A 23162-nucleotide genomic window follows, 5' to 3' on the forward strand; every position below is an offset into this window, starting at 1 on the left:
CGTGACCGGTCCGGACGAGGGGACGCCGGCGCGGGGCCGCCTCGCCCGGACGGCCCGTCTCGCCGCGCTGCCCGCCGCCTACGCCGGCCGCACCGCCCTTGGCCTCGGCAAGCGCCTCGGTGGCCGCCCCGCCGAACTCGTCGCCGCGCAAGTCCAGCAGCGCACCGCCGAGCAGCTGTTCGCCACCCTCGGCCATCTGAAGGGCGGCGCCATGAAGATGGGCCAGGCGCTCTCCGCGATGGAGGCCGCCCTCCCCGAGCAGCTGGCCGGCCCCTACCGCGAGACGCTCGTCCGGTTACAGGAGGCGGCGCCGCCCATGCCGGCCGCCCGCGTCCACGAGCAACTGAGCGCGTCATTCGGTCCGCACTGGCGCGAACGATTCCGCGACTTCGACATCCGGCCCGCCGCGGCCGCCAGCATCGGGCAGGTCCACCGCGCGACCTGGTCCGACGGCACGCCGGTGGCCGTCAAGGTCCAGTACCCGGGTGCCGCCGAGGCGCTGGTCGCCGATCTCGGCATGCTGCAGGGCCTGTCGCCGCTGGTCAAAGCCGCCGTCCCCCACCTCGACGTCCGCGAGCTCTTCACCGAGCTGCGCGAACGGTTCGTCGAGGAGGTCGACTACGCCCGGGAAGCAGAGGCCCAGGCCGCCTTCGCCGACGCCTACCGCGGCGACCCCGACGTCCTCGTGCCCGAGGTGCTGGCCGTCGAGGGCGAGGTGCTCGTCACCCGGTGGATCGACGGCACTCCCCTGTCGCGCGTCATCGCCCACGGAACCCAGGACGACCGCGACCGCTGCGGCGAGGTCCTCGTGCGCCTGTTCGCCTCCGGCCCGGCGCGGGCCCAGCGGCTGCACGGGGACCCGCACCCGGGCAACTTCCGGCTGATGGACGACGGCCGGCTCGGCGTCCTCGACTTCGGGTCGAACCAGCCCATGCCGCACGGCTGGCCGCCCCGGCTCGGCCCCCTGCTCGCCGCCGGGCGGGACGGCGACCCGGCGCAACTGCACCGCATCGCCGCCTCGGCCCACCTGCTCCGAGCGGACGACGTGACGCCGACCGCCCTGCTCGCGCTGCTCGACCCGTACCTGCAGCCGCTGCGCAGTGAGCAGTACACGTTCACCCGCAGCTGGCTGCAGGAGCAGACCCGGCGCGCCTCCGAGCCCCTGGGCGCCGCCCAACGCACTCAACGGAAGCTGACGATCCCCGCCCGACACCTCCTGCTGCAGCGGGTGGCCGCCGAGCTGGTCGGGGTCCTCTGCTCGCTGAACGCCACCGTCGCGGTGGACGGCGAGCTGCGGCGGTGGCTGCCGGGCTACTGAGCCGGCTCCGCCTCAGTCCGCCGAGCGGCGCATCGACCACATCTGCGCCGGGCGCTCGAATTGGGTGGCCACCTCCCAGCTCACCGCGCCGTTGACGACCTCCTTGCGGAAGTTGCCCACCGCTACCCGGGCCAGACCCGGATCGGCGGCGACGCGAGCGGCCAGCTCCATCGCCCGGCCCTCGACCGCGTCGTCGTCCACCGAATCCCAGGCCAGGCCGAGCTCGCGGGCCCGGTCGCCGTTGATCTCCTCGCCGAACAGCGCCATAGCCGCGGCCGCCTCGCGGCCGATCAGGCGCGACAGGATGACGAAATGCCCACCACCCGGATGTAGGCCGCGCTTGAGGAAGCCACAGATCAGCCGGGCGTCCCGCGCGATGATCCGTAGGTCGGCCGCCAGCAGCATGTTCATCCCGGCGCCCACCGCTGACCCGCGCACGGCCGCGATCGTCGGCACCTTCACCTGCCCCAGCCGGTAGAAGGAGTCGTAGATCGCCGACATGCCCTCGTAGTTCGAGGCCTCGGCCGGGTCGCGGCCCGCGTCGGTCAGCGTCGTGATGTCCCCGCCGGCGCAGAAGGACCTCCCCACCGCGCGAACGACCAACGCGCCGACGTCCTCCCGCCGGTCCACCTCGTCGAAGGTGGCCATCAGCTCGTGGGCCATCCCGGGCGTCAGGGCGTTGCGCCGGTCCGGCGCGTTCAGTGTCACGACGGCCACCGCTCCGTCGTAGTCGAGCAGCACCTCACCGGAGCCAGCAGCCACGAGCCCACCCTTCGACCAGGCGGCCGACTCCGCTGTCGGCCGGCACCTCTCCCGGCATCAGACCACGCGCTCGCCGAGCCCTCAGCACGGGGAGGTCACCCCGCACCGGACCCCCTTGCGCCACCTCGCGTTCAGCTGGTCGGGTGACGCCCGTCACCTTCTGGCCGCCGACGAGACGCGAGGCCGCCGTGAACCTCACCCAGGGACTCCACCGCGCCGTCCAGCAGAAGCCGAACGGCATCACCACCGTCTGCGCCGGCCGCGTCCGGACCCACCGGGAGTCCGTCGGCCGCATCGCCCGGCTGGCCGGCGCCCTGCAGGACCTCGGCATCGAGGACGGCGAGCGCGCCGCGATCCTCTCCCTCAACTCCGACCGCTACCACGAGTTCCTCGCCGCCACGCTGTGGGCCGGCGGCGTCGTCGTCCCGGTCAACCTGCGCTGGAGCATCCCGGAGATCGCCGAGTCCCTCGCCGAGGTCGACGCCCGCGTCCTGGTCGTCGACGACGCCTTCGCCGGCCACGTCGACGGCATCCGCGCGGCCGACGGGCGGATCGAGCACGTCGTCCACGCCGGCGACGGCCCAACCCCGGACGGCATGCTGTCCTTCGAGGAGCTCGTCGCGACGTCCGAGCCGATCGAGGACGAGCGCCGCGGCGGGGAGGACCTGGCCGCCGTCTTCTACACCGGCGGCACCACCGGCCGGTCCAAGGGCGTGATGCTCAGCCACGCCAATCTGCTGGCGTCGAGCATCGGCACGCTGGCCACCGAGCACTTCCTGAGTCCGGACGGCGTCTACCTGCACGCCGCCCCGATGTTCCACCTCGCCGACCTGGCGGCCTGGACGGCGCAGGTGCTGCGCGGCGGCACGCACATCATGATCCCAGGGTTCGAGCCGGTCGCCGTCATGACGGCGGTCAGCGAGCACCAGGTCACCGACGCTCTCCTCGTGCCGACCATGATCCAGCTGCTGGTCGACCACGCGCGGATCGACGAGTTCGACCTGACCAGCATCCGGCGGATCACGTACGGCGCCTCCCCCATGTCCGAGGGGGTGCTCGGCCGCGCGCTCAAGGCCTTGCCCAACGCGCAGTTCACCCAGCTCTACGGCATGACCGAGCTCGCGCCCTGCGCCACCGGCAACTTCCCCACCGACCACGAGGACCCGCGGCGCCGGCGCGCGGCCGGCCGCGCCCTGCCGCACAACGAGGTACGCATCGTCGGTCCGGACGACGTCGAGCTCCCCCGCGGCCAGGTCGGCGAGATCGTCGTCCGCGGCGGCAACGTGATGCTCGGCTACTGGAACCGCCCTGCAGAGACCGCGGAGGCGCTGCGCGGCGGCTGGATGCACACCGGCGACGGCGGCTACATGGACGACGACGGCTACGTCTACATCTCCGACCGCATCAAGGACATGATCATCACCGGCGGGGAGAACGTGTACTCCGTCGAGGTGGAGAACGTCCTCGCCCAGCACGCGTCGGTCGCCACCTGCGCGGTGATCGGCGTTCCCGACGAGACCTGGGGTGAGCGGGTGCACGCCGTCGTGGTCCCGGCCGCCGGCGCCACCGTCACCCTCGAGGAGCTGCACGACTTCTGCGTCGACCGGATCGCCGGCTACAAGACGCCGCGCTCCATGGAGCTCGTCGAGGCGCTACCGCTGTCGGCCGCAGGCAAGGTCCTCAAGCGAGAGCTGCGCAAGCCGTACTGGGAAGCGCAGGAGCGCGCCGTGCATTGAGGGCCAGGCGTGCGCACCATCAGGTAGCTGGTTGCGCGAACCATTGCGGTTGAGCGGCGGCCACCGAATGAAAGCCTCAGAGGTCGTTGGTGCCGCTACGCTTCGAGGAAATAACAGTCAGACGTCTCATACTTGATGAAACGATAGAACAAGACCGGGTCCGTCACCTTGGCGAAGTCGTCCACAGCTTCCTGCGATATATCGATGCAGAAGTCTCGGACCATGGAGGGCCTGTCCTGCCATTCCACCAGGAGTGTCGCCTCCAACCTACCCACCGTCAGGGTCGGACTGGGCGTGGCCGCCAGGAACCAGATAGTCGGCGATATCGGCTCCGATCCGAAGATCAACACGGGGACCGGATCCGAAACACGCCTACGAACGATCGCCCGATCCTCGTCGTCGAGTTGAGTGATGTCGATGACCTCGTGCCACGCGAAGAGGGGCATCTCTGCGCCGTCGGTCTGGGGTTCCACCAGTAGCGTCATGTTCATCAGCACGGCGGGACGCTCCGTCCTCCTGCTCGCGGTAAACGTGGGCTGCAGGTAGATGCTTTGGCGGCCGTCGTCGGGAGCGGAGATCCGCAGCTGCTGCGGCATGATCAGGTGCACATCCGATTCGCTGTTGACCTGCACATAGGTCACCACCGACAAGGCAAGAGCCGCCACGGCAGTCACTGTGGTGATCCAGTTGGTGACGACTTCCAATGTTCTCCGCTTGCCCGTCGAGCCGTCCCGAAGATTAGGCCTCGGGTCGGGCTGCCACGGGCGGCCGGCTCCCCATCGAGGATCGGCCGCCTGCGGAGGTCGACCACCGGGTTCCCACGACGTCATGTCTTCCCCTCCCCCTGATGTAATTCCTGAGAGAGCTCGGCGTTCGCTGGATACGCGCTCAGCCTCGTCGAACCGATGGCGCAGACCTGAAAGCAAGCCGGACAAAGTGCACACCCAAGCCGGCCCCTTGAGGCATCCCTGACGCCTCGCCCCATCGAGCCGCGTGGCGGAACGCCAGACCAGCGCCCACCGGTCGACGGCCTGCCGCTCGGACTGTGGGGCAACGTGTTCGAGCACAAGGTTCGCCAGCCGTATCGGAAAGACGTGAGGGCGCCTCGAACGGTGTAGGACGGGCGGCATGGAGACGTGGGACGCCGTCCGAGCACGCCGCAACGTGCGCCAGTACACCGACCAGCCGATCCCCCGGGACGATCTCGAGCGCATCCTCGAAGCAGGCCGCAGGTCGCCGTCGTCGTCGAACTGGCAGCCGTGGCACTTCGTCGTCGTCACCGACCGCGAGCAGCTCGTCGAGCTCGCCAAGGCCTGGCCGCAGGGCGGTACGCACATCGCCCGCTCGGCGGCGACGATCGCCCTGGTGGCCGAGCAGCCGGACGACGACCAGGTCCGCCAGCGGATCGCCTACGACTTCGGCCAGGCGACCGCGTTCATGATGATCACCGCGGCGGACCTGGGCATCGGTTCAGGTCACTCGGCGGTCCGCGACCAGGAGCAGGCCCAGAAGGTGCTCGGGTTCCTCGACGGCTGCTTCTGCGCCTACATGTTCGGCCTCGGCTACCCGGCCGACCGGCCGCTGCACCCGCTCCAGAAGCCGGACCGCCGTCCCTTCGACGAGGTCGTGCACTGGGGACGCTGGTAGCGCTCGGGGAGGGCCTCGGGCCCTGGTTCTGGCACCGCATCGGCCGCGAGGGTGGGACACCCACGGAGCCGGGAGGTCGCGGCCATGTGGGAGGCCGGGAGCGGGCGGTGCACTGACGGAGGGTCACAGCAGGGCGGCTGGATGCCTCTTCTCGCTCCCATCAGAAGAAGACGGGACGGTGCCCCATGGGAGATCCCACGGTCGTCGCAGCCGTCGTCGCTGCCGTCGCGAGCGTGCTGGCCGCTCTCATCGCCGGGTACGTGACCTGGCGCCAGGGCGAGAGAAACCGACGAGCGCAGCAGCAATTCACGGACAAGCAGCAGAAGGCCGAGGAGGCTCTGGAAGAAAGGCGGATCGCCGCTCAAGAGGCGATCATCAACGTCCAGAGCCAGGCCCAGCACGATCTGGAGGTCTTCAGGTCGCGTCTCCAGATCGAGACGCAGGAGGCCGAACAGCTGCGGAACGACGAGGCGGACAGAGACCAGTTCTGGACGACGCTGCGGGGAGCAGCCGAAGAACTCCGGGACCGCATCCACAACATCCGAGAGAGGGGCTTCCGGCTCTACTTCGGGGACCAGGCTCGCCGCGACGTCGCGCTGAAGAGCACGTTCTACCGGTTCGCGCGGTACTGGGGCGCGGCCGAGAACGTCTACCGGGCCGATGCCCGTCTGCGGCTGGCGGAGAACAACCCTGAGGCCTGGGCGACCATGCAGGGCATCCGCGGGCGGTTCAAGACCGACAGGCTGGGGAAGGCGTTCATGGTCTGGCGTGAGGAGCAGCGGGCGATCGGTGAGCTGATGCTCGGTGACGGACCCCCGCGTGAGCCTCACCCACTCCTGGGCTTTGCGACCTTCGCCGCCCTATACGACACGGCCTTTGCCTCCTGGTTCCGGCCGCTGTACGCCGATCTGGAGGCGCCGGACGCGGAGCAGAGCGAGCGGCTCGACGAACTGGAGACCCTGCTCGGCACGCTCATGAGGCAACTGTCCACAGCACGTGCGCCGGCGCAGATACCTTCCGCAGCCGACGACCGGCCGAGCACGCCGGCCATGACGGTCCCCGCCCCCTCCGCCTGAGCGCATCAGTCTCTTCCGTCGAGACCCCGGTCGGACCGCGGGCACTTCAGCACCCGGAGTACGAGCGCGCTGGCCTTGCTGGATCTCGGCCGGCCGGCGCAGCACCATCCGCGACGCTCTCGTCGTGCAGGTTCGAGCACCTGCGTTCGACGGCTGTCCTTCGCCGCAGGTCGCAAGCGGCTCGACGTACCTCGGGGTGGCCAGGCCCGCCGCTGCGGCTACCGGTTCCGTCGGCGCCGGACGAGACCGACGCAGCCGTCCCCGTCACCGCCGGGTCAGGCCGGCCCGGCGCCACCACCGTCGCCGCTGACGTCCGACCAGCGGACCGCGAGGAAAGAGGGCGGTCGCAGGCCTCTGGCTGACGGCTGACGTCGTCCCTACCCTGCTCGGTGGTCGGCACGAAGCCCGGACCCACCTGGGGAGCCCGCCGTGGCCGAGGAGCTCACCGCGGTCCAGCACGACACACAGGAGGACGACGTCCTCCCGACCGGCACGGTGACCTTCCTGTTCACCGACATCGCCGGCTCGACCCGGCTGGTGCGGGAGGACCGGGAGGCGTACGCGGCCGCGCTGGAGGACCACCGGCGCACGGTGCGGGAAGCGTTCGCCGCCCACGGCGGCCGCGAGGTCGACACCCAGGGCGACGCGTTCTTCGTCGCCTTCCCCACCGCCGTGCAGGCGGTCGCCGCCGCGGCCGACGCCCAGCGGGCCATTGTGGCCACTTTGGCCCTTCAGGTGCGGATGGGGCTGCACACCGGAGAGGCCGCCCTCAACGCCGGCGGCTACGTCGGCCTGGACGTGCACCGGGCGGCGCGCATCGCGGCGGCGGCCGCCGGCGGGCAGATCCTGCTCTCGGGCACGTCCGCCACCCTGGCCGCCGAGCAGCTGCCGGCCGGCACCGCCCTGCGCTCCCTCGGCGAACACCGGCTCAAGGACTTCCCGCAGCCCGCCGCCCTCTACCAACTCGACGTCGACGGGCTCCCCACCGACTTCCCGCCACCGAAGACCCTCGCCGTCGAGCACCGGGTCCCCGCCCCGCCCGGGCAGCTGCTCGGCCGGGACGACGACCTCGCGGCCCTCACCGCACTCCTCCGCGACCCGCAGACGCGGCTGGTCACGGTCACCGGAGCCGGCGGCGTCGGCAAGACCCGCCTCGCCCTCGAAGCGGCCACAACAGTCGCCACCGACTTCCCCGGCGGCGCCGTCTTCATCCCGCTCTCGGCCGTCAGCGATCCCGCCCTCGTGCTCCCGACGGTCATCGACGCGGTCGGCGCACGGAGCGAGCGGGGCATGAAGTCGACGGACGCCATCAGGGCGGCGCTCGGCGACGACCGCACGCTGCTGGTCCTCGACAACTTCGAGCAGGTCGCCTCCGCCGCGACGGAGGTGGCAAGCCTGCTCGACGCGGTCCCGTCCGTCGTCGCCCTCGTGACCAGCCGGCAACTCCTCCGGCTGCGGGCCGAGCAGCAGTACCCGCTCGCGACGCTCGAGCAGGCGGCCGCGATCAGGCTCTTCGCCGAGCGCGCCGGCGCCGTCCGCCCCGGCTTCACCCTCGACGCCCTCAGCGCCGAGGCGGTGGCCGAGATCTGCCACCGCCTCGACGGCCTGCCGCTGGCGATCGAGCTGGCCGCGGCCCGGGTGCGGCTGATGACGCCCACCGCGCTGCTCACCCGCCTCACCGAGCGACTCGACGTCCTCGCGGGCGGGCCGGTCGACGCCCCCGACCGGCAGCGCACGCTGCGCGCCACCATGGACTGGAGCTACGGCCTGCTGGGCCCGCCCGAGCAGGGCGTCTTCGCTCGGCTCGCCGTCTTCACCGGCGGCTGGACGCTCGACGCCGCGGAGGCCGTCTGCGGCCGGCCCGGCGAGCCCGACGTCCTCGACTGCCTCTCCGCGCTCCTCGACGCCAGCCTGCTGACCCGCTCCGGCGAGACGCGGCTGGACATGCTCGAGACGGTGCGCGCCTACGCCGTCGGGAAGCTGGCCGCCGCCCCCGACCGGGAGGAGACCGAGCGCCGGCACACCCGCTGGATGGTCGACATGGTCGAGAGCCTGCTCACGGCGACCGGGCACGAGCACCGGGCCCGGGCCGACCGCCTCGACGCCGAGTTGCCCAACCTCCGGGCCGCACTGCAGCGGGCCATCGACACCGGCGACCTCGCCACCGCCGCCCTGATCCTGCGCGACACCCTCTCGTACCGCACCCGCCGCGACGACGAGGTGGAGGCGAGGGACTGGCTGGACCGGGCCCTCCGGCGCGCCGACGACGCCGCTCCGGACGTGCGCGGCCGGCTGCTGGTGCTGCGCGCCCTCCTCGGGGGCATCTTCGGCGACTACGAGTCCGTCCGGTCGATGCTCCCGGAGGGGCGGGCACTGCTCCCGGACGACGCCGAGCACGCCAACGACCTGGCGCTCGCGGCCGTCGCGGGCATCTACTACGCGATCGCCGAGGACTCGCTCGAGGACGCCGAGCCCGCCATCCAGGACGCGCTGGCCCGGTTCACCGCGCTGCACCACGAGCTCGGCCAAGGACACATGGAGATCGCCAGCGGCGACGTGTCGCTGCTGCACTCCGACTTCGAGGGGGCGCAGCGGCACTACGCGGCGGCGGCCGACCTGGCCGACGGGATCGGGGACGACGCCATGGTCGCCCAGGCCCGCAGCCTCCGCGGTCTCGCCCTCGCGGCCCACGGCGACATCGACGCCGCGCGCGGAGCCATCCTCGACGGGGTGGCGGCCTGCCGGCGCGCCGGCCAGGTCGCAAGCACGGGACACGCGCTGGAGGGCCTGGCCGCACTGGCCCTGACCGACGGCCGGCCGGAGGTGGCGGCCCGGGCGCTGGGTGCGGCGGGGGCGGTCCGGGCACTCGTGGGGACGCCGCCGTCCCCCGCCCTCCCCCTGCTCCTGGACGACCTGGCCGCCCGGGCACGGGAGCAACTGGGCGCGGAAGCCTACGAGGCGGCATGCGATGAGGGACGGCGGTGGCCGCTGACCGAGGCGCTGACCCGGACCCTCGAGGACCTCGCCCCCGCCGACCGGCGGTGAGGTCAGCGCCGGGTGTCGAAGCCGAGCACCTGCAGTGTCAGCGTGCCCGTCTCGTCACCGAACTCGACCAGGGTTCCCTCGCCGCCGACGTTGCGGTAGGCGCCCGTGCCCCCGGTCAGCGCCAGGGGCTTCGGGTCCGGACCGGGGCTGTTGGCGAACTGGGCGGTGATGTCGCCGTCGGGCAGCCGGATCACGGCGCTGCAGTTGGCCAGGACGTCGGGAGCGAGGGTCACGAGGACGCAGGAACCGACCTCCTCGCCGACCTGGTCCCCGTTCTGGAACAGCCGGTCGCGGAAGAGGATCTCGTCGCCGACCGAGAACGGGCTGCCCGGGTCCCGCTCGTTGTTCGTGGCAACGATCGTCTGGGGGCTGAACCTGACGTCGAAAATGAGCGTCTTCGCCCCGTCCCGGCCGCCGCGGTCGTCGGCCACCGCGGAGGCTGCGACCACTCCGGCAAGGCCGAATGACAGCGCCGAAACGGTGGCGACGAGGACGGTTCTGCGCATGATTCCCCTCCCGCTGCCGGACGGCGTCGACCCGCGTCGCGGGTGCGGCTGAGCGCCGAGCAGGGCCGACGACGCTAGCGTCGTCGGCCAGGAAACGTCCAGGCAGGGAGCGTGTCGGAACGACACCGTCCGCCGCCGGCTCGCACGGAGCGGCTCCGGCGATCCGCTCGGCGACGGAGGGCGCAATCCCCAATTGGTCGAGTGGCGTGCGCGCCGTTCACCGAGCGTGTTGGCTCAATTTCTTTCGGCACAAGGGTAATCCGGCGATCCGAAAAGATTCATTGGTCTCGGAACGATTCCCTATTGCGACCTGTGTGCGAGATGAGTACCCCTGTGAACACGGCCGACCACCCGCGCCCAGGAGATGTAGATATGCGTCGTCACAGGTACGCGGCAGCTGGGCTGCTCTCGGGGGCCATCCTGTGCTTCGGGCTCGCGGGCACGGCCAACGCCTATGGGGACAGGGACTGCGAGGACTTCGCGACGCAGGCGGCCGCCCAGAACTTCCTGACCCAGGATCCGCGGGACCCCGACGACCTGGACCGCAACGGCAACAACGACGACCAGGACCGTAACGGCAACGGCACCGCGTGCGAGGACGCCGGCAACGGCAGAACCGAGGACGGCACCGTCCTCGGCGCCCGCGCGGGGACGACGACCGCCACGACCACCACGACGACGACCACGACCTCCGCGAACAACGGCCGGGACGACCAGAACTGCTCCGACTTCCCGACCCAGGCGGCGGCCCAGGCCCACCTCCTGGAAGACCCGACCGATCCCGACAACCTGGACGCTGACAACGACGGACAGGCCTGCGAGACCGTGAACGGCCGGTCCGAGGACGGCTCCGCGCTCCCTGGTAGCACGCCCAACCCGAACGGTCCGGGCGGAACCCAGGACGACCAGAACTGCTCGGACTTCGCGACGCGACAGGACGCCCAGAACCACCTGCTCCAGGACCCGAGCGATCCGGACAACCTGGACGCCGACAACGACGGACAGGCCTGCGAGACCCTGCCCAACGGCCTGGCCGAGGACAACTCCGCCCTCCCGGGGAGCACGACGACCTCGACGAGGACGACCACCCCGACGACGAGCAGGTCGACGACGACCTCGACGACGAGCAGGTCGACGACCTCCGGGACGACGAGCAGGTCGACGACGACCTCCGGGACGACGACCTCCGGGCCAACGGCCAGGGCTGCGACGACCACCACCTGCACCACGACCACGGCGCCGACGACCACCACGGCGACTACGACCACCACGACTGCGACGACCACGACCACCACGACCACCGCGCCGACGACGACCACGGGCACCACGACCACGGGCACCACGACCACGGCGCCGACGACCAGCTGCACCACGACCGGCACGAGCGGCTCGACAGCCGGGACGACCACCGCGGGAGCGTCCGCCGCGATCGCCGCCACCAGCACGACCACCACGGCCCCCGTGGCGACCACCCCGGCCGGCCAGGTGGCCACCCGCCCGTCGGGCGCGGTGAACGCCGGTGACGGCAGCACCATCGGCAACAACGGCAGCCCGGCCTTCCTCTACGCGCTCGGCGGCGCGGCGCTCCTCGTCGGCTCGGGTGGCGCCGCCTGGGCCGCTCGCCGCAGCGCCCGCGCGACCCACTGACGGCGGCCCATGCGGATCGGTCCCTTCGAACTCCACCGGCACGCCGGGCGCCGCCCGGCCCGGCGCCGCGCGGTGCGCGTGTGGACGGCGGCGTCCGCGCTGCTGGCGCTCGCCGGCGTCGCGATCCTCGTCGTCGCGATCGTCACGCCCCGGCACGGCCTCGAGCCGGTCAGGCGCGCCGTCCCCGACGCGGTCGTGGCGGCGCCACCCAAGCTGCCCCGGACGACGTCGGAGGTCGCACCGCCGCCCCCGACGACGACCCAGCCGCCACCGACGACGACCTCGTCCAGCTCGTCGGCCGCGCCCCTCACGTTCCCCGACCTCCCGCCGATGTCGGCGAGCAGACCGGTGAAGATCAGGATCCCGGCCCTCGGCATGACCTCCTCGATCATGGAGCTGGGCCTGCAGGCCGACGGCACCATGGAGCTGCCGCCCGGCGCGTACCCGGTGGGCTGGTACAAGGGCAGCCCGACGCCGGGCGAGCTCGGCCCCTCCATCCTGGTCGGGCACATCGACTGGGATGACCAGAAGGGGGCCTTCTACGGGCTGCGCGCGCTGCGCCCGGGCGACCGGGTCGTGGTGGACCGCGCCGACGGCACGACCGCCACGTTCCGCGTCGGCCGGGTCGAGCGGCACGCGAAGACCAGCTTCCCCAGCGGCGAGGTCTACGGCGACGTCGGCTGGTCGGCCCTGCGGCTGATCACCTGCGGCGGCCGGTTCAACTCCCGCACCGGCGACTACGCGGACAACGTCATCGTGTTCGCCCGCATGGTGAGCACGACCTGAGAAGCCCCTCGGCCCCGCACCGGCTCTTCGTCGAGCCGGCGCGGGGCCGAGGGGAGCTGGAACCCGGTCAGAGCAGCTCGAAGTCCGCCAGCTCGCACTCCCGGGTGAGGGTGAAGTACTCGAGCAGCGAGAACGGCCAGACCTGCGAGGCCCGCCCGAACGCGTTCTTGTACCAGCTGCTCACCTGCGACGCGCCCCAGGCCCGCAGCCGGTTCGCCTCGTCGACCCGCTCGCAGAACGGCCCGAGCACCGACGGGCGGACGTCGAGCGCCCGGTGGCCGCTGCGCAGCAGGGCGCCGATCGCCGCCAACGAATACTCCACCGCGCACTCGCCCATGAACACCGAGCTGCCGTTGACGACGACGCCGCTGTTCGGCCCGAAGACGATGAACAGATTCGGGAACCCGGGCACGGTCACGCCGAGGTAGGCCCGGGCGTCCCCGCCCCAGGTGTCGTGCAGGTCCGCGCCGCCCCGGCCGGTGACCTTCATCGGCACCAGGTAGTCCGAGGCCTGGAACCCGGTGGCGTAGACGATGACGTCGACCTCGTGCAGGACGCCGTCCGCCGTCCGGATGCCCTTCTCGGTGATCTCGGTGATCCCGTCGGTGACCAGCGAGACGTGCGAGCGCTTGAGCGCGGCCGCCCACACCCCGTTGTCGCGGGTCATCCGCTTGGCGCCCGGCGGGTAGGTCGGCTCGACCTTCGCCCGCAGGTCCGGCCGGTCGGCGTACTGCTCGTCGAGCCGCTCCAGCAGCTGCCGGCGCAGCTCGGCGTTCTTGGCCGACGTCGAGGTGGGCTCGGTCCACTCCGGATCGACCTGCACGAACGGCAGCCGGCCCTCGGCGGCGATCCAGAACTGCCAGAACCGCTCCCACCGCCCGTAGTAGGGCACGTGCGCGAGCAGCCACTGCATGCCGGACTTGATGTCGTGGTGGTAGTTCGGCGTCGGCAGCATCCACGGCGCGTTGCGCTGGAACACCGTCAGCTCGCCGACGGAGTCCACGATCGTCGGCACGATCTGGTACGCGCTCGCCCCGGTGCCGATCACCGCCACCCGCCGGCCGGTCAGGTCGACCGAGTGGTCCCAGCGCGCCGAGTGGAACGCCGGGCCGGCGAACGACTCCCGCCCCGGGATGTCCGGGTAGTTGGGCCGGTTCAGCTGCCCCATCGCGGTCATGACGGCGGAGAAGGTGTGCGTCTCCTCCCGGCCCTCCGCGTCGCGGGTGACGAGGGTCCACCGGACGGCGTCCTCGTCGAACGTCGCCTCCAGGACCTCGGTGCCGAGCCGGATGTGCTCGCGCAGCCCGAACCCGGTGGCCACCTCGCCGAGGTACTTGTGGATCTCCGGCTGGCCCGAGAACTGCTGCGGCCAGTCCCCCTTCTGCGCGAAGGAGAGGCTGTAGGCGAAGTTCGGGGTGTCCAGCCGGCAGCCCGGGTAGGAGTTCTCCCACCATGTACCGCCGACCTCGGCGTTCTTCTCGAAGACCACGAACGGCACCCCGGCCTGCTTGAGCCGGTGGGCCGCGGCCAGCCCCGAGAAGCCGGCGCCGATCACCGCGACGGTGAAGTCGGTGTCCGGCGCGACCTCGTCCTTGGTCCACGTCGGCGTCCCGTAGTCCCGGGGCAGCCCCAGCTCGTGCTGCAGCAGCGGCAGGTACTCGGGGCCGGCGTCCTTGGTCAGGAAGAACATGATCCGCTCGAGGTCCTCGGCGGTCGGCTGCCGGGCGATCACCGAGCCGCTGTCCCGGAACCGCTTGAGCGCCTCCAGCGCAGCCGCCCGGCCCTTGGCCTGGGCCTCCGCGCTCATCCCGCCGTGCGGCTCGATCGCCGCGGCCATCGGCGGCAGCGGCGGCTTGAGCTCGTCGGCCAGCAGGCTCTGGTCACCGGTGGCCAGGGCCAGCGCGGCGAGCAGGGACGGCAGGTCGGCCTCCTGGACCGCCTCGGCCAGGAACGCGTCGTCCTCGGTGATCGGCTCCACCCGGTCGTAGTCGACCAGGCCGGCCGCGATGACGGCCTCGCGGCTCTCCTCGGTGAGAGTCACCGGTTCAGACCTCCCCGGTGCGGAAGAAGCCGGCGAGCAGCGCGGCCGTCTCCTCCGGCGCCTCGATCATGGGCTCGTGGCCGAAGTCGGTCTCGAGCGCCGTGGCGCCAGGCGCCAGGTCGGCGAGCTTCTTCGACCACCCGGTCTCCAGCAGGGTGTCGTGCCGGCCCTCGACGAGCAGCAGCGGCGTCCGCACCCCCTGCAGGTCGTCGAGGAAGGTGTCCGGCGGCAGCTGCCGCGTCGTGGCGGGGTTGCTCAGCCGCGGCGCGGTCATCGCCTCCCAGTGACCCGGCACGAGGCTGTTCTCGTAGCGCTGCCGGATGTGCTCGGCCAGCCCGTCGGTGCTGCGGACCAGCAGCCCGGTCAGCCGCTCGGCCGCCTCGAGGCTCGGCTCGTAGTCGGCCAGCGCCGCCGTCCCCTCCGGCAGGCGGAACGGGCCGCCCGTGCCCGAGAACGACACGGCCCGCCCGACCGGCAGCGGCCGGCTCGGGTCGACGAGGGCACGCAGCAGCAGCGAGCCGCCGAACGAGACGCCGGCGAAGTGCGCCCGCTCGATGCCCAGCTCGCGGACGAACGCTGCGACGTGCGGGACCCGCGGGGCGTACGGCGACCGGTCGAAGAACACGACCTTGTCCGTGCCACCCCAGCCGAGCAGCTCGGGGGCGACGACGTGGAAGCCGTCGGCCGCCAGCAACTCGGCGACCGGGCCCCAGCACAGCTCGGCGGTCGTGCCGAACGCGCCGTCGTGCAGCAGGACGACGGTCTCCCCCGCCGGATCGCCGGCCTCGAGGTACGCCGTCCGGAATCCTCCGGCGACGACGGTCTTGAGGGTGGTGCTCATGCGGACCTTCCTTCCTGGGCCTGCGCCGCCCGGCGGGCGGCGAGGCTCGTGCCGCCGACGCCCCAGTGGGTCGTGGGCACCTGCTCGACGAGGACGTGCACCTTGGCCGGGTCGGCACCGGTGGCGTCCACGTAGGCGTCGGTGACCGACCGGAGCAGGTTCTCGACCACCGTCGGGTCGAGGGGCTCGGCGTGGTTGATGCGGATGAGTGGCATGCGGATGACCTCCTGGGCCGGTCGCGTCAGTCGGTCGTGCTCGCCCGCTGCAGGTCAGCGGGGGCGGTCGCCGGACCGGGCTCGCCGGCCGCCGGCTCCAGGGCGATGTCCTTGGTCTCGAGAACCTTGAACTCGCGGCCGACGGTCTCGGGCAGGAGGACGGCGAAGACGATCATCAGCAGGGTGCCGATGACGCCGACCGACATGCCCAGCGGCGTGTTCTGGCTGGACGCGATGACGCCCGCGGCGATCGGGATGGCGGCGGCCGACGCCATGCGGCCGACGACGTAGACGGTCGAGGCCGCGGTCGAGCGCAGCTCCACCGGGTAGAGCTCGGACAGCCAGGAGCCGAAGATCGCGATCGCGGCGGCGCCGATCGCCGTCCAGAGCAGGTACCACCAGAAGATGTTCCAGGTGAAGATGTTGCCGGCGTACTGCGCCGAGCCCGCGCCGAAGTAGATGCCGGCCACGGCGAGCACCGAGACGATCCCGCAGGCGGCGACGACCTTGCGCCGGCCGAACAGGTCGCTGGCCCAGCCGATCAGCGGGAACATCACGAACTGGCAGGCGGCGATGATCAGCGTGGCGTTGCGGACGGCCTCCGGCGGGGCGCCCAGCCCCTCGCGCATGTAGGTCGGCATGAACTGCGCGACGGTCCAGTAGCCGAACATGTAGCCGCCGACCATGAGAGTGCCGAGCAGCGTGTAGCGCAGCGAGGTGCCCTTGAAGATCTCCAGGATCGACGACCGCTGCCGCTTCTTGGTCTCCGGCAGGGTGCCGGCGCGGCGCATCTCGTCGTACTGCTCCCAGAGCTTGGACTCCGGCATGGTGATGCGGACGTAGAGCATCAGCAGGATCGGCGCGGCGCCGACGATGAACGAGGCCCGCCAGCTCCAGTCGGTGCTCAGCGTGGAGCCGAAGTAGGTGGAGACGAAGACGGCGAGCGCCAGGCCGGCCGACGACATGCCCTGGATCGCGGCGACGCCCAGGCCGCGGCGCTTCGAGGAGTAGACCTCGCTGAAGAGGACCATGCCGATGCCCCACTCACCGCCGATGCCGATGCCGGCGATCGCCCGGGTGACCACCAGGGACGTGTAGTCCCAGGAGAAGGCCGATACGACGGCGCCGACCGAGAACAGCGCCAGGGCCCACAGCAGCGCCCGCTTGCGGCCGTACCGGTCGGCCAGCCACCCGAAGGAGACGCCGCCGATCAGCGACGTGACCAGCATGACCGAGGTCAGCAGGCCGGCCTGGCCCAGCGAGATGCCGAACGTGGCGACCAGCGCCGGCATCGTGAAGGAGATGATCAGCAGGTTGTAGAAGTCGAGCCAGTAGCCACCGAGCACCGACGCGAGAACGGAGCGACGTTCCTTGGTCGTGTAGGTGGTCCCGGGAAGGACGGCAGTGTCCATCGTCATACCTTCTGTGAGGTGGGTGGGGCGGTACGGGGAAGTGCGAACCGGGTGCGGTCAGCGGGCCCGGTAGCTGTGGGTGAGGGTCCGGCCGGCGAGCGTGAGCTCCAGGTGCCAGTCGGTGCCGAAGCGGAAGGCACCGTCGAGCAGCGGGACGGTTCCGGCGAAGACGACGAGGTCCCCGGCGGGGTCGTCGTCGGCGAAGGCCCGGAGGACCCGCGGCAGCAGGTCGCTCGGAGTCCGCAGGGCCCCGAGCGGGCCGGACTGGTAGCGCTCGCCGTCGACGGAGGAGGCCAGCGTGCCGGCGTCCCAGGCGTCGTCGCAGTCGCCGTCGACCACGCCGTCCGGGAGCGGGATGACCTCCGCGCCGAGCGGCTTGGGGCACGCGGCCTTGGAGGCCTTGATGTCGGCCCGCTCCAGCTCGCGGTCGGTGTGGTCGGACCCGACGCCGAGGTACCAGCGGCCGTCGTGCCGGACGAGGACCGGCTCGACCTCCCCGGAGCTGGTGTCGGCCGCGAACGCGGTGGCCTCGGCGGTGAGCAGCGCCGGGTCGAGGTCGTAGAGCATCGGCACGGCCGGCGGCGGCGCGATGCCGATGGCGGCCAGCTCGTCGATGTGGTGGCGGACGGCGGCCTCGTCGCGGCCGGTGTAGCCGGCGACGACGAGCCGCGCCGGGCACAGCTCGAACGTGGCGGCCGAGCCGGCGACGGTCAGCCGGAGGGCGGTGGCCAGGGCGTCAGACACGGGGACCTCCGAGGCGACGGTCGGCGAGCACGGGGAACTCGGCGCGGACACGGGAGACGACGTCCGGGTCGACGTCGACGACCTTGAGGCCCTCGTCGTCCCCGGCCTCGGCGAGGACCTCGCCCCAGGGGTCGACGACCCGGCTGTGCCCGCCGAGGACGACGCCGCCGTCCTGCTCCCCGACCGCGTTGCAGGCGATCAGGAGCACCTGCTCCTCGACGGCCCGGCAGGAGGTGAACAGCTGCCAGTGCGCGCGCCGGGCGGCCGGCCACGCGGCGGGGACGACGACGGTCTCGGCACCGCGGTCGACCAGCTCCCGCCACAGCTCGGGGAAGCGCAGGTCGTAACAGGTGGTCGCGGAGGTGGCGCCGAACTTCGTCGTCGCCACGCTGACGTCCTGGCCGGGGGTGAGCAGCTCGGCCTCGCGGGATCGGTACCCGAAGACGTGGATCTTGCGGTAGGTGTGCACGACCTCGCCGGCGGGGTCGAGCAGGACGGCGGTGTTGTGCAGGGCGCCGTCGGCCGTCCGCTCGAGGACGCTGCCCAGGTGCAGGTAGCAGCCGAGCCGGCGGGCCCACTCGGCGCCGGCGGCGACCGTGTCGCCGGTCAGGGTCTCGGCGCGCGCGGGGTACTCCCCGAAGGCGAAGTAGCCGGGCGCCCACAGCTCGGGCAGCACGACCAGGTCGGCGCCGGCGGCGTCGGCGACCATGTCGCCGACCCGGTCGCGCCGGGCGGCCACCGTCTCGGTCGGCGGGCTGGCCACCTGGACGAGCGCGATCCTCATCGGGCGGTCCGCCCCTCGGCCCAGGAGAGCGGGCTCGGTAGCCGCAGCGCCGAGGCGGTGCTGACCAGGTGCGCGGCCAGCGCCTGCCCGGCCGCCTCGGGCTCGCCGGTGAGCAGGGCGTCGACGATGGCGCCGTGCTCGGTGAGGACGCCCCGGGCGCGGTCGGGCACGGAGGTGACCGCCTGCAGCCCCATCCGGACCTGACGGTCGCGCAGCGTCTCGTAGAAGTCGGCCAGGACCGGGTTGCCCGCGGAGCCCACGATCACCCGGTGGAAGGCGCGGTCGCACTCGATGAAGCCGACCGGGTCACCCAGCAGCTGCTCCTGCTGCTCGATGAGCCGGCGCAGCTCCTCGGTGACGATCTCGGCGATCGGGGCGATCCGGCGGATGCACCAGTCCTCGACGAGGGCGCGCGCCTGCATGACGGCCTCGACCTCGGCGTCGGAGATCGGCGGGACGTAGGCGCCCTTCTTCGGCACGATCTGCAGGAAGCCCTCGGCCTGCAGGCGCAGCAGCGCCTCGCGGACCGGGGTCCGGGAGATGCCGGTCGCCTCGGCCGCGGCGCCCTCGGTGAGGAACACGCCCTCGTGCCGCGGCATGGTCGCGACCTGCTCCTTCAACCAGCGGTAGGCCACGTTCTGGGCGCTCTCCCGAGGCCCCGTGGACTGTGATGCACCTGACATGAACGTGATGTATACATGGCGTGCACATACCGCACAAGAGTCTGGAGCTGATGGCGTGGCGAAGCCCGAGCACGAGTTCTTCCCGGCGTCCGACGTCCCGTTCACGCCGTGCGCGGGCGTCGTCCCCGAGCTCACCGAGCGGGTCCTCGCCGCCGATCCGGCGTCCGGGGTGGCCACGCGCATCCTGCGGTTCGAGCCGGGGACGGACACCACTCCCAACGGCGAGCAGGTGCACGACTTCTGGGAGGAGGTCTACGTCCTCGAGGGGTCGCTGACCGACCTGCGGCTGAACGAGACGTTCACCGCCGGCATGTACGCCTGCCGCCCGCCGGGCATGGTGCACGGCCCGTGGCGCAGCGAGGACGGCTGCCTGACCTTCGAGGTGCGCTACCGCGCCTGAGTTCTTCCCACTGGACACCGGACCGGCGGGGCGGGACCGTGACCGCGTGCACGTCCGGTCCACCACCGTCCTGGCCGACCCGCGGGCCATCGACGCCGGCGTCGCGTTCCTGCGCGAGAACGTGATGCCGGCGCTGGAGAAGACCGAGGGCTGCGTCGGCCTGTCCATGCTCGCCGACCGCGCGAGCGGCCGCTGCATCGCCGCCACCGCCTGGGAGACCGAGGAGGCCATGCGCGCCACGGCGGAGCGCCTCCGTCCGGTCCGCAACCGGTTCGCCCTCGCGCTCGGCGGCTCGGACGCCGACGTCCGGGAGTGGGAGATCGCCGTCCTGCACCGGGAACGCCCGGCCGGGGACGGCGCCGGCGCCCAGGTCGCCTGGGCCCGCGTGCAGCCCAACCACGCCGACGACCTGCTCGCGGCCTACCGCACCAACCTGCTGCCGCGGCTGCAGGAGCTGCCCGGGTTCTGCAGCGTCAGCCTGCTCGTCGACCGGCGCAACGGGCGCACGGTCAGCGTCACCGCCTTCGAGGACCGGGACGCGGCCAGCCTGGCCCGCAAGCAGGCGCGGCACCTGCGCGAGCAGTTCGCCCAGGCCATGGGCGCCCGGATCGTCGACGTCGCCGAGATGGACCTGGCCCTGGCCCACCTCCGTGCACCTGAGTCCGCCTGAGGACTACCGGCCGGAATGTGACGCGCATTACGTTCGGACGACGACCACCGAGACGAGGAGGACGTCGTGGACCGACTGCGCTTCGGGACCTTCCTGGCCCCGTTCCACCCCGCTGGGGAGAACCCGACGCTGGCACTGCAGCGCGACCTCGAGCTGGTGGAGCACCTCGACCGGCTCGGCTACGACGAGGCGTGGATCGGTGAGCACCACTCGGCCGGCACCGAGCTCATCGCGTCGCCGGAGATCTTCATCGCCGCCGCGGCCGAGCGGACGAAGCGGATCAAGCTCGGCACCGGCGTCACCTCGATCGCCTACCACAACCCGCTCTGGGTGGCCGAGCGCATGGTGCTGCTCGACCACCTGACCCGCGGGCGCGCCATGCTCGGCTGCGGCCCGGGCTCGCTGCCCACCGACTCGATGATGCTGGGCCTCAACCCGACCGACACCCGCGAGCTGATGGAGGTCGACCTCGACATCATCGTGCGGCTGCTGCGCGGCGAGACCGTCACCGAGCAGACCCGCACGCACAACCTGGTCAACGCCCGGCTGCACCTGCGGCCCTACACCGAGCCGTGCTTCGAGGTCGCCGTCGCCGCGGTCGCCTCCCCCACCGGCCCGCGCCTGGCCGGCCGCTACGGCCTCGGGCTGCTGTCGATCGGCGCCACCCTCACCAAGGAGGGCTTCGACGCCCTCGCCCACCACTGGAACGTCATCGAGGAGCGGGCCGCGCACTACGGCCAGACCGCGAACCGCCGGGACTGGCGGCTGGTCGGCGTCATGCACGTCGCCGAGACCCGCGAGCAGGCCTACCGGGACGTCGAGTTCGGGATCGAGACCTGGTTCCGGTACTTCCAGAAGACCGCCGCGTTCCCGCAGATGGCGGTCGAGGGCGGCGACCTCAAGGAGATGATCGACTTCATCAACGAGGCCGGCATCGGCGCGATCGGCACCGTCGAGGACGCCCGCGCGCAGGTGCAGCGGCTCTGGGACCAGTCCGGCGGCTTCGGCTGCATGCTGCTGCTCGGCCACGAGTGGGCCAACCCGGAGGCCACCCGGCGCTCCTGGGAGCTGGTCGCCCAGCACGTGATGCCGCACTTCCAGGGCGGGCAGGTCAGCCACGCGCAGCAGACGCGCGACGCCAAGGAGTACGCCGGCGGCAAGCGCGAGGACTACGCCGCCCAGCAGCTGCAGGCCGTCGCCACGATGACCGAGCGCTACCAGCAGGAGGTCGGCGCCAAGGGCCAGTCGTAGGCGTCAGACGGTCTCGGGCACCCGGTCCGGCCGGCGGCGCACCGACCGCACGGTCCGCGCCGCGGCGTTGCGGGCCAGCTCGAGGATCGGGCCGGTGTCCCACTGCCGTCGTCCCGCCTCGTCGTCCATCGGGTCGGCCGCCTGCCGGACCTCCGGGGACGGCGGGACGGCGACGGCCTCCTGCCGTGCGGCCTGCAGGCGCGCGCGGCGGCGGGCGAGCACGGCCTCCTTCTGCCGGTCGACGCGCTCCTTCTCGGCCATGACCAGCAGCTCCTGCTGCGCCTGCTCGACCTCGCGGCGCGAGGCCTGCTGCAGGGTCTCGACCTCGAGGTCGCCGTCGTCGCGCAGCTCGGCGAGCTTGTCGTAGGTGCTCTTCGGGGCGAAGTTCAGCAGCATCTTCATCAGCACCGGCAGCAGCTCGATCGAGATGAACAGCAGCGAGAGCATGAAGTGGGCGGCGCCGAGCGTGGCGTTGGTGTCGCTGAGCCGGGAGAGCGCCTGCAGCCGGATGAGGATGCCGCCGTTGTCGGCGTTGGTCGCGTCGAACGCCTCCTGCAGGCGGGTCCGGACGTCGGTCAGCCGCGCCAGCTCGGCCTGGTCGGTGGCTAGGTTCCCGGCGGCCTGCTGCGCGCTGGTCGCCTGGGCGGCCGAGACGGCGGCGAGCGCGGCGTCCAGGTCGGCCTTCGCGCTCGCGACGACCCCGTGCTGCGCGTCGGCCGCGGCCCGGGCCTGCACGTAGGCCTCGCCGGTGCCGGCGTCCCCGGTGCCGCAGGTGCCGTCGAGCTCGCACTGCGCCCTGGCCGACAGCTGCTGCTGCGTGGCCAGCGCCTGGTCGTACGCCGCCTGCGCGGCCGCGGCGGCGGACTGCACCGGGGCGACGTCCGCGTCCGACTGCCCACCGCTGGCGACGATCGCCTGCTCGGCCGCCACCCGCTCGCGCAGCTCCGGCAGCCCGGCGAAGCGCGCGTCGGAGTCGAGGCTCTTGTTGTAGGCGTCCGACGCCTCGGCCTGCAGCGCGACGACCTGCGTGTCGATCTCCTTGTGGAAGATCTGCAGGGTCAGCGGCGTCGAGATCACCACGCCGAGCACCAGCGCCAGCCCGACCCGGGGGACGGCGAGGGCGAGGTTGCGCTTGAGCGACGTGTCGTGCCCCATCCCGACCAGCAGCATCCGGTCGAGGTTGACGATCACCGTGCCCCAGCCGAGGCCGACCAGCAGCGCGACCGGCCACCACGCCCCGAGCGCCATGTGCACCGCGAACGCCGCGGACAGGACGGCGAGACCGCCCGTGCTCAGCAGCACCCCGCCCAGCGCGACGAACCGCGCGCGGGCGCCGGGCGCCACCTCGAGGATGTCCTGACGGGCACCCGCGAGCACCGCCAGACCGTCGCCGATCCGCCTACCGATCCGCCCACGTCGACGCGCCATCTGCGAAGCACCCTCCCCAGGCGGCGGATCCAGGCACCGCCACCTTCTCCCCCATCGGCAGCCGGGACGCCGAAAGGGACATCGGCGCATGTGACGCGCACGGCCCGGTTGACCGCGGCCCGTCCCAGCGGGACCGTTCCGTCCGGAAGGGGAGGCCGGAAGGGGAGGCC

At 72.3% G+C, this 23162-nt stretch carries 21 protein-coding genes and 1 pseudogene; 11 read left to right on the top strand and 11 right to left on the bottom strand.

All coding sequences use genetic code 11. From position 1 onward, the window contains the following. Position 1 precedes the first annotated feature (1 nt). A complete protein-coding gene (locus AB3388_RS19785; RefSeq protein WP_495407026.1) occupies positions 2-1318 on the top strand; it encodes an ABC1 kinase family protein in 1317 nt (438 codons plus the stop codon). 12 nt (positions 1319-1330) lie between these two features. On the opposite strand, the gene AB3388_RS19790 is transcribed toward AB3388_RS19785, so the two are convergent. Next, positions 1331-2080 carry an enoyl-CoA hydratase/isomerase family protein gene (locus tag AB3388_RS19790; RefSeq protein ID WP_495407027.1) on the bottom strand — a complete coding sequence of 250 codons (750 nt, stop codon included), beginning with the start codon at positions 2078-2080 and terminating at the stop codon, positions 1331-1333. A gap of 143 nt (positions 2081-2223) precedes the next feature. Between AB3388_RS19790 and AB3388_RS19795 the strand changes: the two genes are divergently transcribed. Further along, positions 2224-3816 carry a long-chain-fatty-acid--CoA ligase gene (locus AB3388_RS19795; protein ID WP_495407028.1) on the top strand — a complete coding sequence of 531 codons (1593 nt, stop codon included), beginning with the start codon at positions 2224-2226 and terminating at the stop codon, positions 3814-3816. Positions 3817-3911: 95 nt separating this feature from the next. Here the strand turns inward: AB3388_RS19795 and AB3388_RS19800 are convergent, their stop codons facing one another. Next, positions 3912-4646 carry a hypothetical protein gene (locus AB3388_RS19800; protein ID WP_495407029.1) on the bottom strand — a complete coding sequence of 245 codons (735 nt, stop codon included), beginning with the start codon at positions 4644-4646 and terminating at the stop codon, positions 3912-3914. A gap of 298 nt (positions 4647-4944) precedes the next feature. On the opposite strand from AB3388_RS19800, the gene AB3388_RS19805 reads away from it, so the two are divergent. The 3 genes from AB3388_RS19805 (at position 4945) to AB3388_RS19815 (ending at position 9584) form a co-directional block, all read left to right on the top strand. Further along, positions 4945-5463, top strand: a complete 519-nt coding sequence (locus tag AB3388_RS19805) for a nitroreductase family protein (RefSeq protein ID WP_495407030.1) — start codon at positions 4945-4947, stop codon at positions 5461-5463. A gap of 185 nt (positions 5464-5648) precedes the next feature. Then, positions 5649-6539 (top strand): hypothetical protein, encoded by an 891-nt coding sequence (locus AB3388_RS19810; protein WP_495407031.1) that lies wholly within the window; start codon positions 5649-5651, stop codon positions 6537-6539. 429 nt (positions 6540-6968) lie between these two features. Beyond that, a complete protein-coding gene (locus AB3388_RS19815) occupies positions 6969-9584 on the top strand; it encodes an ATP-binding protein (RefSeq protein WP_495407032.1) in 2616 nt (871 codons plus the stop codon). Positions 9585-9586: 2 nt separating this feature from the next. Here AB3388_RS19815 and AB3388_RS19820 read toward each other — a convergent pair whose 3' ends face one another. Continuing rightward, positions 9587-10033 (bottom strand): allene oxide cyclase barrel-like domain-containing protein, encoded by a 447-nt coding sequence (locus AB3388_RS19820; RefSeq protein ID WP_495407033.1) that lies wholly within the window; start codon positions 10031-10033, stop codon positions 9587-9589. A 429-nt stretch (positions 10034-10462) separates the two neighbouring features. Here AB3388_RS19820 and AB3388_RS19825 point away from each other — a divergent pair. The 3 genes and pseudogenes from AB3388_RS19825 to AB3388_RS19835 form a co-directional block, all read left to right on the top strand. Then, positions 10463-10864 (top strand): annotated as a pseudogene (locus AB3388_RS19825) (hypothetical protein); the annotation flags it as partial. 687 nt (positions 10865-11551) lie between these two features. Then, positions 11552-11737 carry a hypothetical protein gene (locus AB3388_RS19830; protein WP_495411488.1) on the top strand — a complete coding sequence of 62 codons (186 nt, stop codon included), beginning with the start codon at positions 11552-11554 and terminating at the stop codon, positions 11735-11737. A gap of 9 nt (positions 11738-11746) precedes the next feature. Continuing rightward, positions 11747-12523, top strand: a complete 777-nt coding sequence (locus tag AB3388_RS19835) for a class F sortase (protein ID WP_495407034.1) — start codon at positions 11747-11749, stop codon at positions 12521-12523. A 67-nt stretch (positions 12524-12590) separates the two neighbouring features. Here the strand turns inward: AB3388_RS19835 and AB3388_RS19840 are convergent, their stop codons facing one another. The 7 genes from AB3388_RS19840 to AB3388_RS19870 are packed head-to-tail and all read right to left on the bottom strand — an operon-like array spanning position 12591 to position 19243. Beyond that, the gene (locus AB3388_RS19840; protein ID WP_495407035.1) at positions 12591-14564 is read right to left on the bottom strand and encodes a flavin-containing monooxygenase; all 1974 of its coding nucleotides are present in this window, start codon (positions 14562-14564) and stop codon (positions 12591-12593) included. Between the two features lie 4 nt (positions 14565-14568). Beyond that, a complete protein-coding gene (locus AB3388_RS19845) occupies positions 14569-15405 on the bottom strand; it encodes an alpha/beta fold hydrolase (RefSeq protein WP_495407036.1) in 837 nt (278 codons plus the stop codon). Further along, entirely contained in the window at positions 15402-15620 is a 219-nt protein-coding gene (locus tag AB3388_RS19850) for a tautomerase family protein (RefSeq protein ID WP_495407037.1), read from the bottom strand. Before AB3388_RS19850 ends, AB3388_RS19845 begins: the two co-directional genes overlap by 4 nt. Before the next feature lie 26 nt (positions 15621-15646). Continuing rightward, a complete protein-coding gene (locus tag AB3388_RS19855) occupies positions 15647-17032 on the bottom strand; it encodes an MFS transporter (RefSeq protein ID WP_495407038.1) in 1386 nt (461 codons plus the stop codon). Positions 17033-17089: 57 nt separating this feature from the next. Continuing rightward, entirely contained in the window at positions 17090-17776 is a 687-nt protein-coding gene (locus AB3388_RS19860; RefSeq protein WP_495407039.1) for a DUF2848 family protein, read from the bottom strand. Then, positions 17769-18560 carry a nitrilase-related carbon-nitrogen hydrolase gene (locus tag AB3388_RS19865; protein WP_495407040.1) on the bottom strand — a complete coding sequence of 264 codons (792 nt, stop codon included), beginning with the start codon at positions 18558-18560 and terminating at the stop codon, positions 17769-17771. Before AB3388_RS19865 ends, AB3388_RS19860 begins: the two co-directional genes overlap by 8 nt. After that, positions 18557-19243, bottom strand: a complete 687-nt coding sequence (locus tag AB3388_RS19870) for a GntR family transcriptional regulator (RefSeq protein WP_495407041.1) — start codon at positions 19241-19243, stop codon at positions 18557-18559. The genes AB3388_RS19865 and AB3388_RS19870 overlap by 4 nt, the downstream gene beginning before the upstream one ends. 55 nt (positions 19244-19298) lie before the next feature. Here AB3388_RS19870 and AB3388_RS19875 point away from each other — a divergent pair, with 55 nt between their 5' ends. The 3 genes from AB3388_RS19875 (at position 19299) to AB3388_RS19885 (ending at position 21564) form a co-directional block, all read left to right on the top strand. Then, positions 19299-19643, top strand: coding sequence for a cupin domain-containing protein (locus AB3388_RS19875; protein WP_495407042.1), 345 nt, complete (start codon positions 19299-19301; stop codon positions 19641-19643). Between the two features lie 46 nt (positions 19644-19689). After that, the gene (locus AB3388_RS19880; RefSeq protein ID WP_495407043.1) at positions 19690-20313 is read left to right on the top strand and encodes an antibiotic biosynthesis monooxygenase; all 624 of its coding nucleotides are present in this window, start codon (positions 19690-19692) and stop codon (positions 20311-20313) included. Between the two features lie 66 nt (positions 20314-20379). Continuing rightward, positions 20380-21564 carry an LLM class flavin-dependent oxidoreductase gene (locus tag AB3388_RS19885; RefSeq protein WP_495407044.1) on the top strand — a complete coding sequence of 395 codons (1185 nt, stop codon included), beginning with the start codon at positions 20380-20382 and terminating at the stop codon, positions 21562-21564. 3 nt (positions 21565-21567) lie between these two features. On the opposite strand, the gene AB3388_RS19890 is transcribed toward AB3388_RS19885, so the two are convergent. Then, positions 21568-22941 carry a DUF4407 domain-containing protein gene (locus tag AB3388_RS19890; RefSeq protein ID WP_495407045.1) on the bottom strand — a complete coding sequence of 458 codons (1374 nt, stop codon included), beginning with the start codon at positions 22939-22941 and terminating at the stop codon, positions 21568-21570. Between the last annotated feature and the right edge of the window lie 221 nt (positions 22942-23162).

The organism is Geodermatophilus sp. SMS 5-13 (assembly GCF_059428245.1).

What these genes read in the sequence shown, in the direction of transcription:
- AB3388_RS19810 (WP_495407031.1), top strand. Translation starts at nt 5,649, where the DNA reads ATGGGAGATCCCACGGTCGTCGCAGCCGTCGTCGCTGCCGTCGCGAGC.
- AB3388_RS19835 (WP_495407034.1), top strand. Translation starts at nt 11,747, where the DNA reads ATGCGGATCGGTCCCTTCGAACTCCACCGGCACGCCGGGCGCCGCCCG.
- AB3388_RS19855 (WP_495407038.1), bottom strand. Translation starts at nt 17,032, where the DNA reads ATGGACACTGCCGTCCTTCCCGGGACCACCTACACGACCAAGGAACGT.
- AB3388_RS19800 (WP_495407029.1), bottom strand. Translation starts at nt 4,646, where the DNA reads ATGACGTCGTGGGAACCCGGTGGTCGACCTCCGCAGGCGGCCGATCCT.
- AB3388_RS19845 (WP_495407036.1), bottom strand. Translation starts at nt 15,405, where the DNA reads ATGAGCACCACCCTCAAGACCGTCGTCGCCGGAGGATTCCGGACGGCG.
- AB3388_RS19870 (WP_495407041.1), bottom strand. Translation starts at nt 19,243, where the DNA reads ATGTCAGGTGCATCACAGTCCACGGGGCCTCGGGAGAGCGCCCAGAAC.
- AB3388_RS19850 (WP_495407037.1), bottom strand. Translation starts at nt 15,620, where the DNA reads ATGCCACTCATCCGCATCAACCACGCCGAGCCCCTCGACCCGACGGTG.
- AB3388_RS19805 (WP_495407030.1), top strand. Translation starts at nt 4,945, where the DNA reads ATGGAGACGTGGGACGCCGTCCGAGCACGCCGCAACGTGCGCCAGTAC.
- AB3388_RS19865 (WP_495407040.1), bottom strand. Translation starts at nt 18,560, where the DNA reads ATGAGGATCGCGCTCGTCCAGGTGGCCAGCCCGCCGACCGAGACGGTG.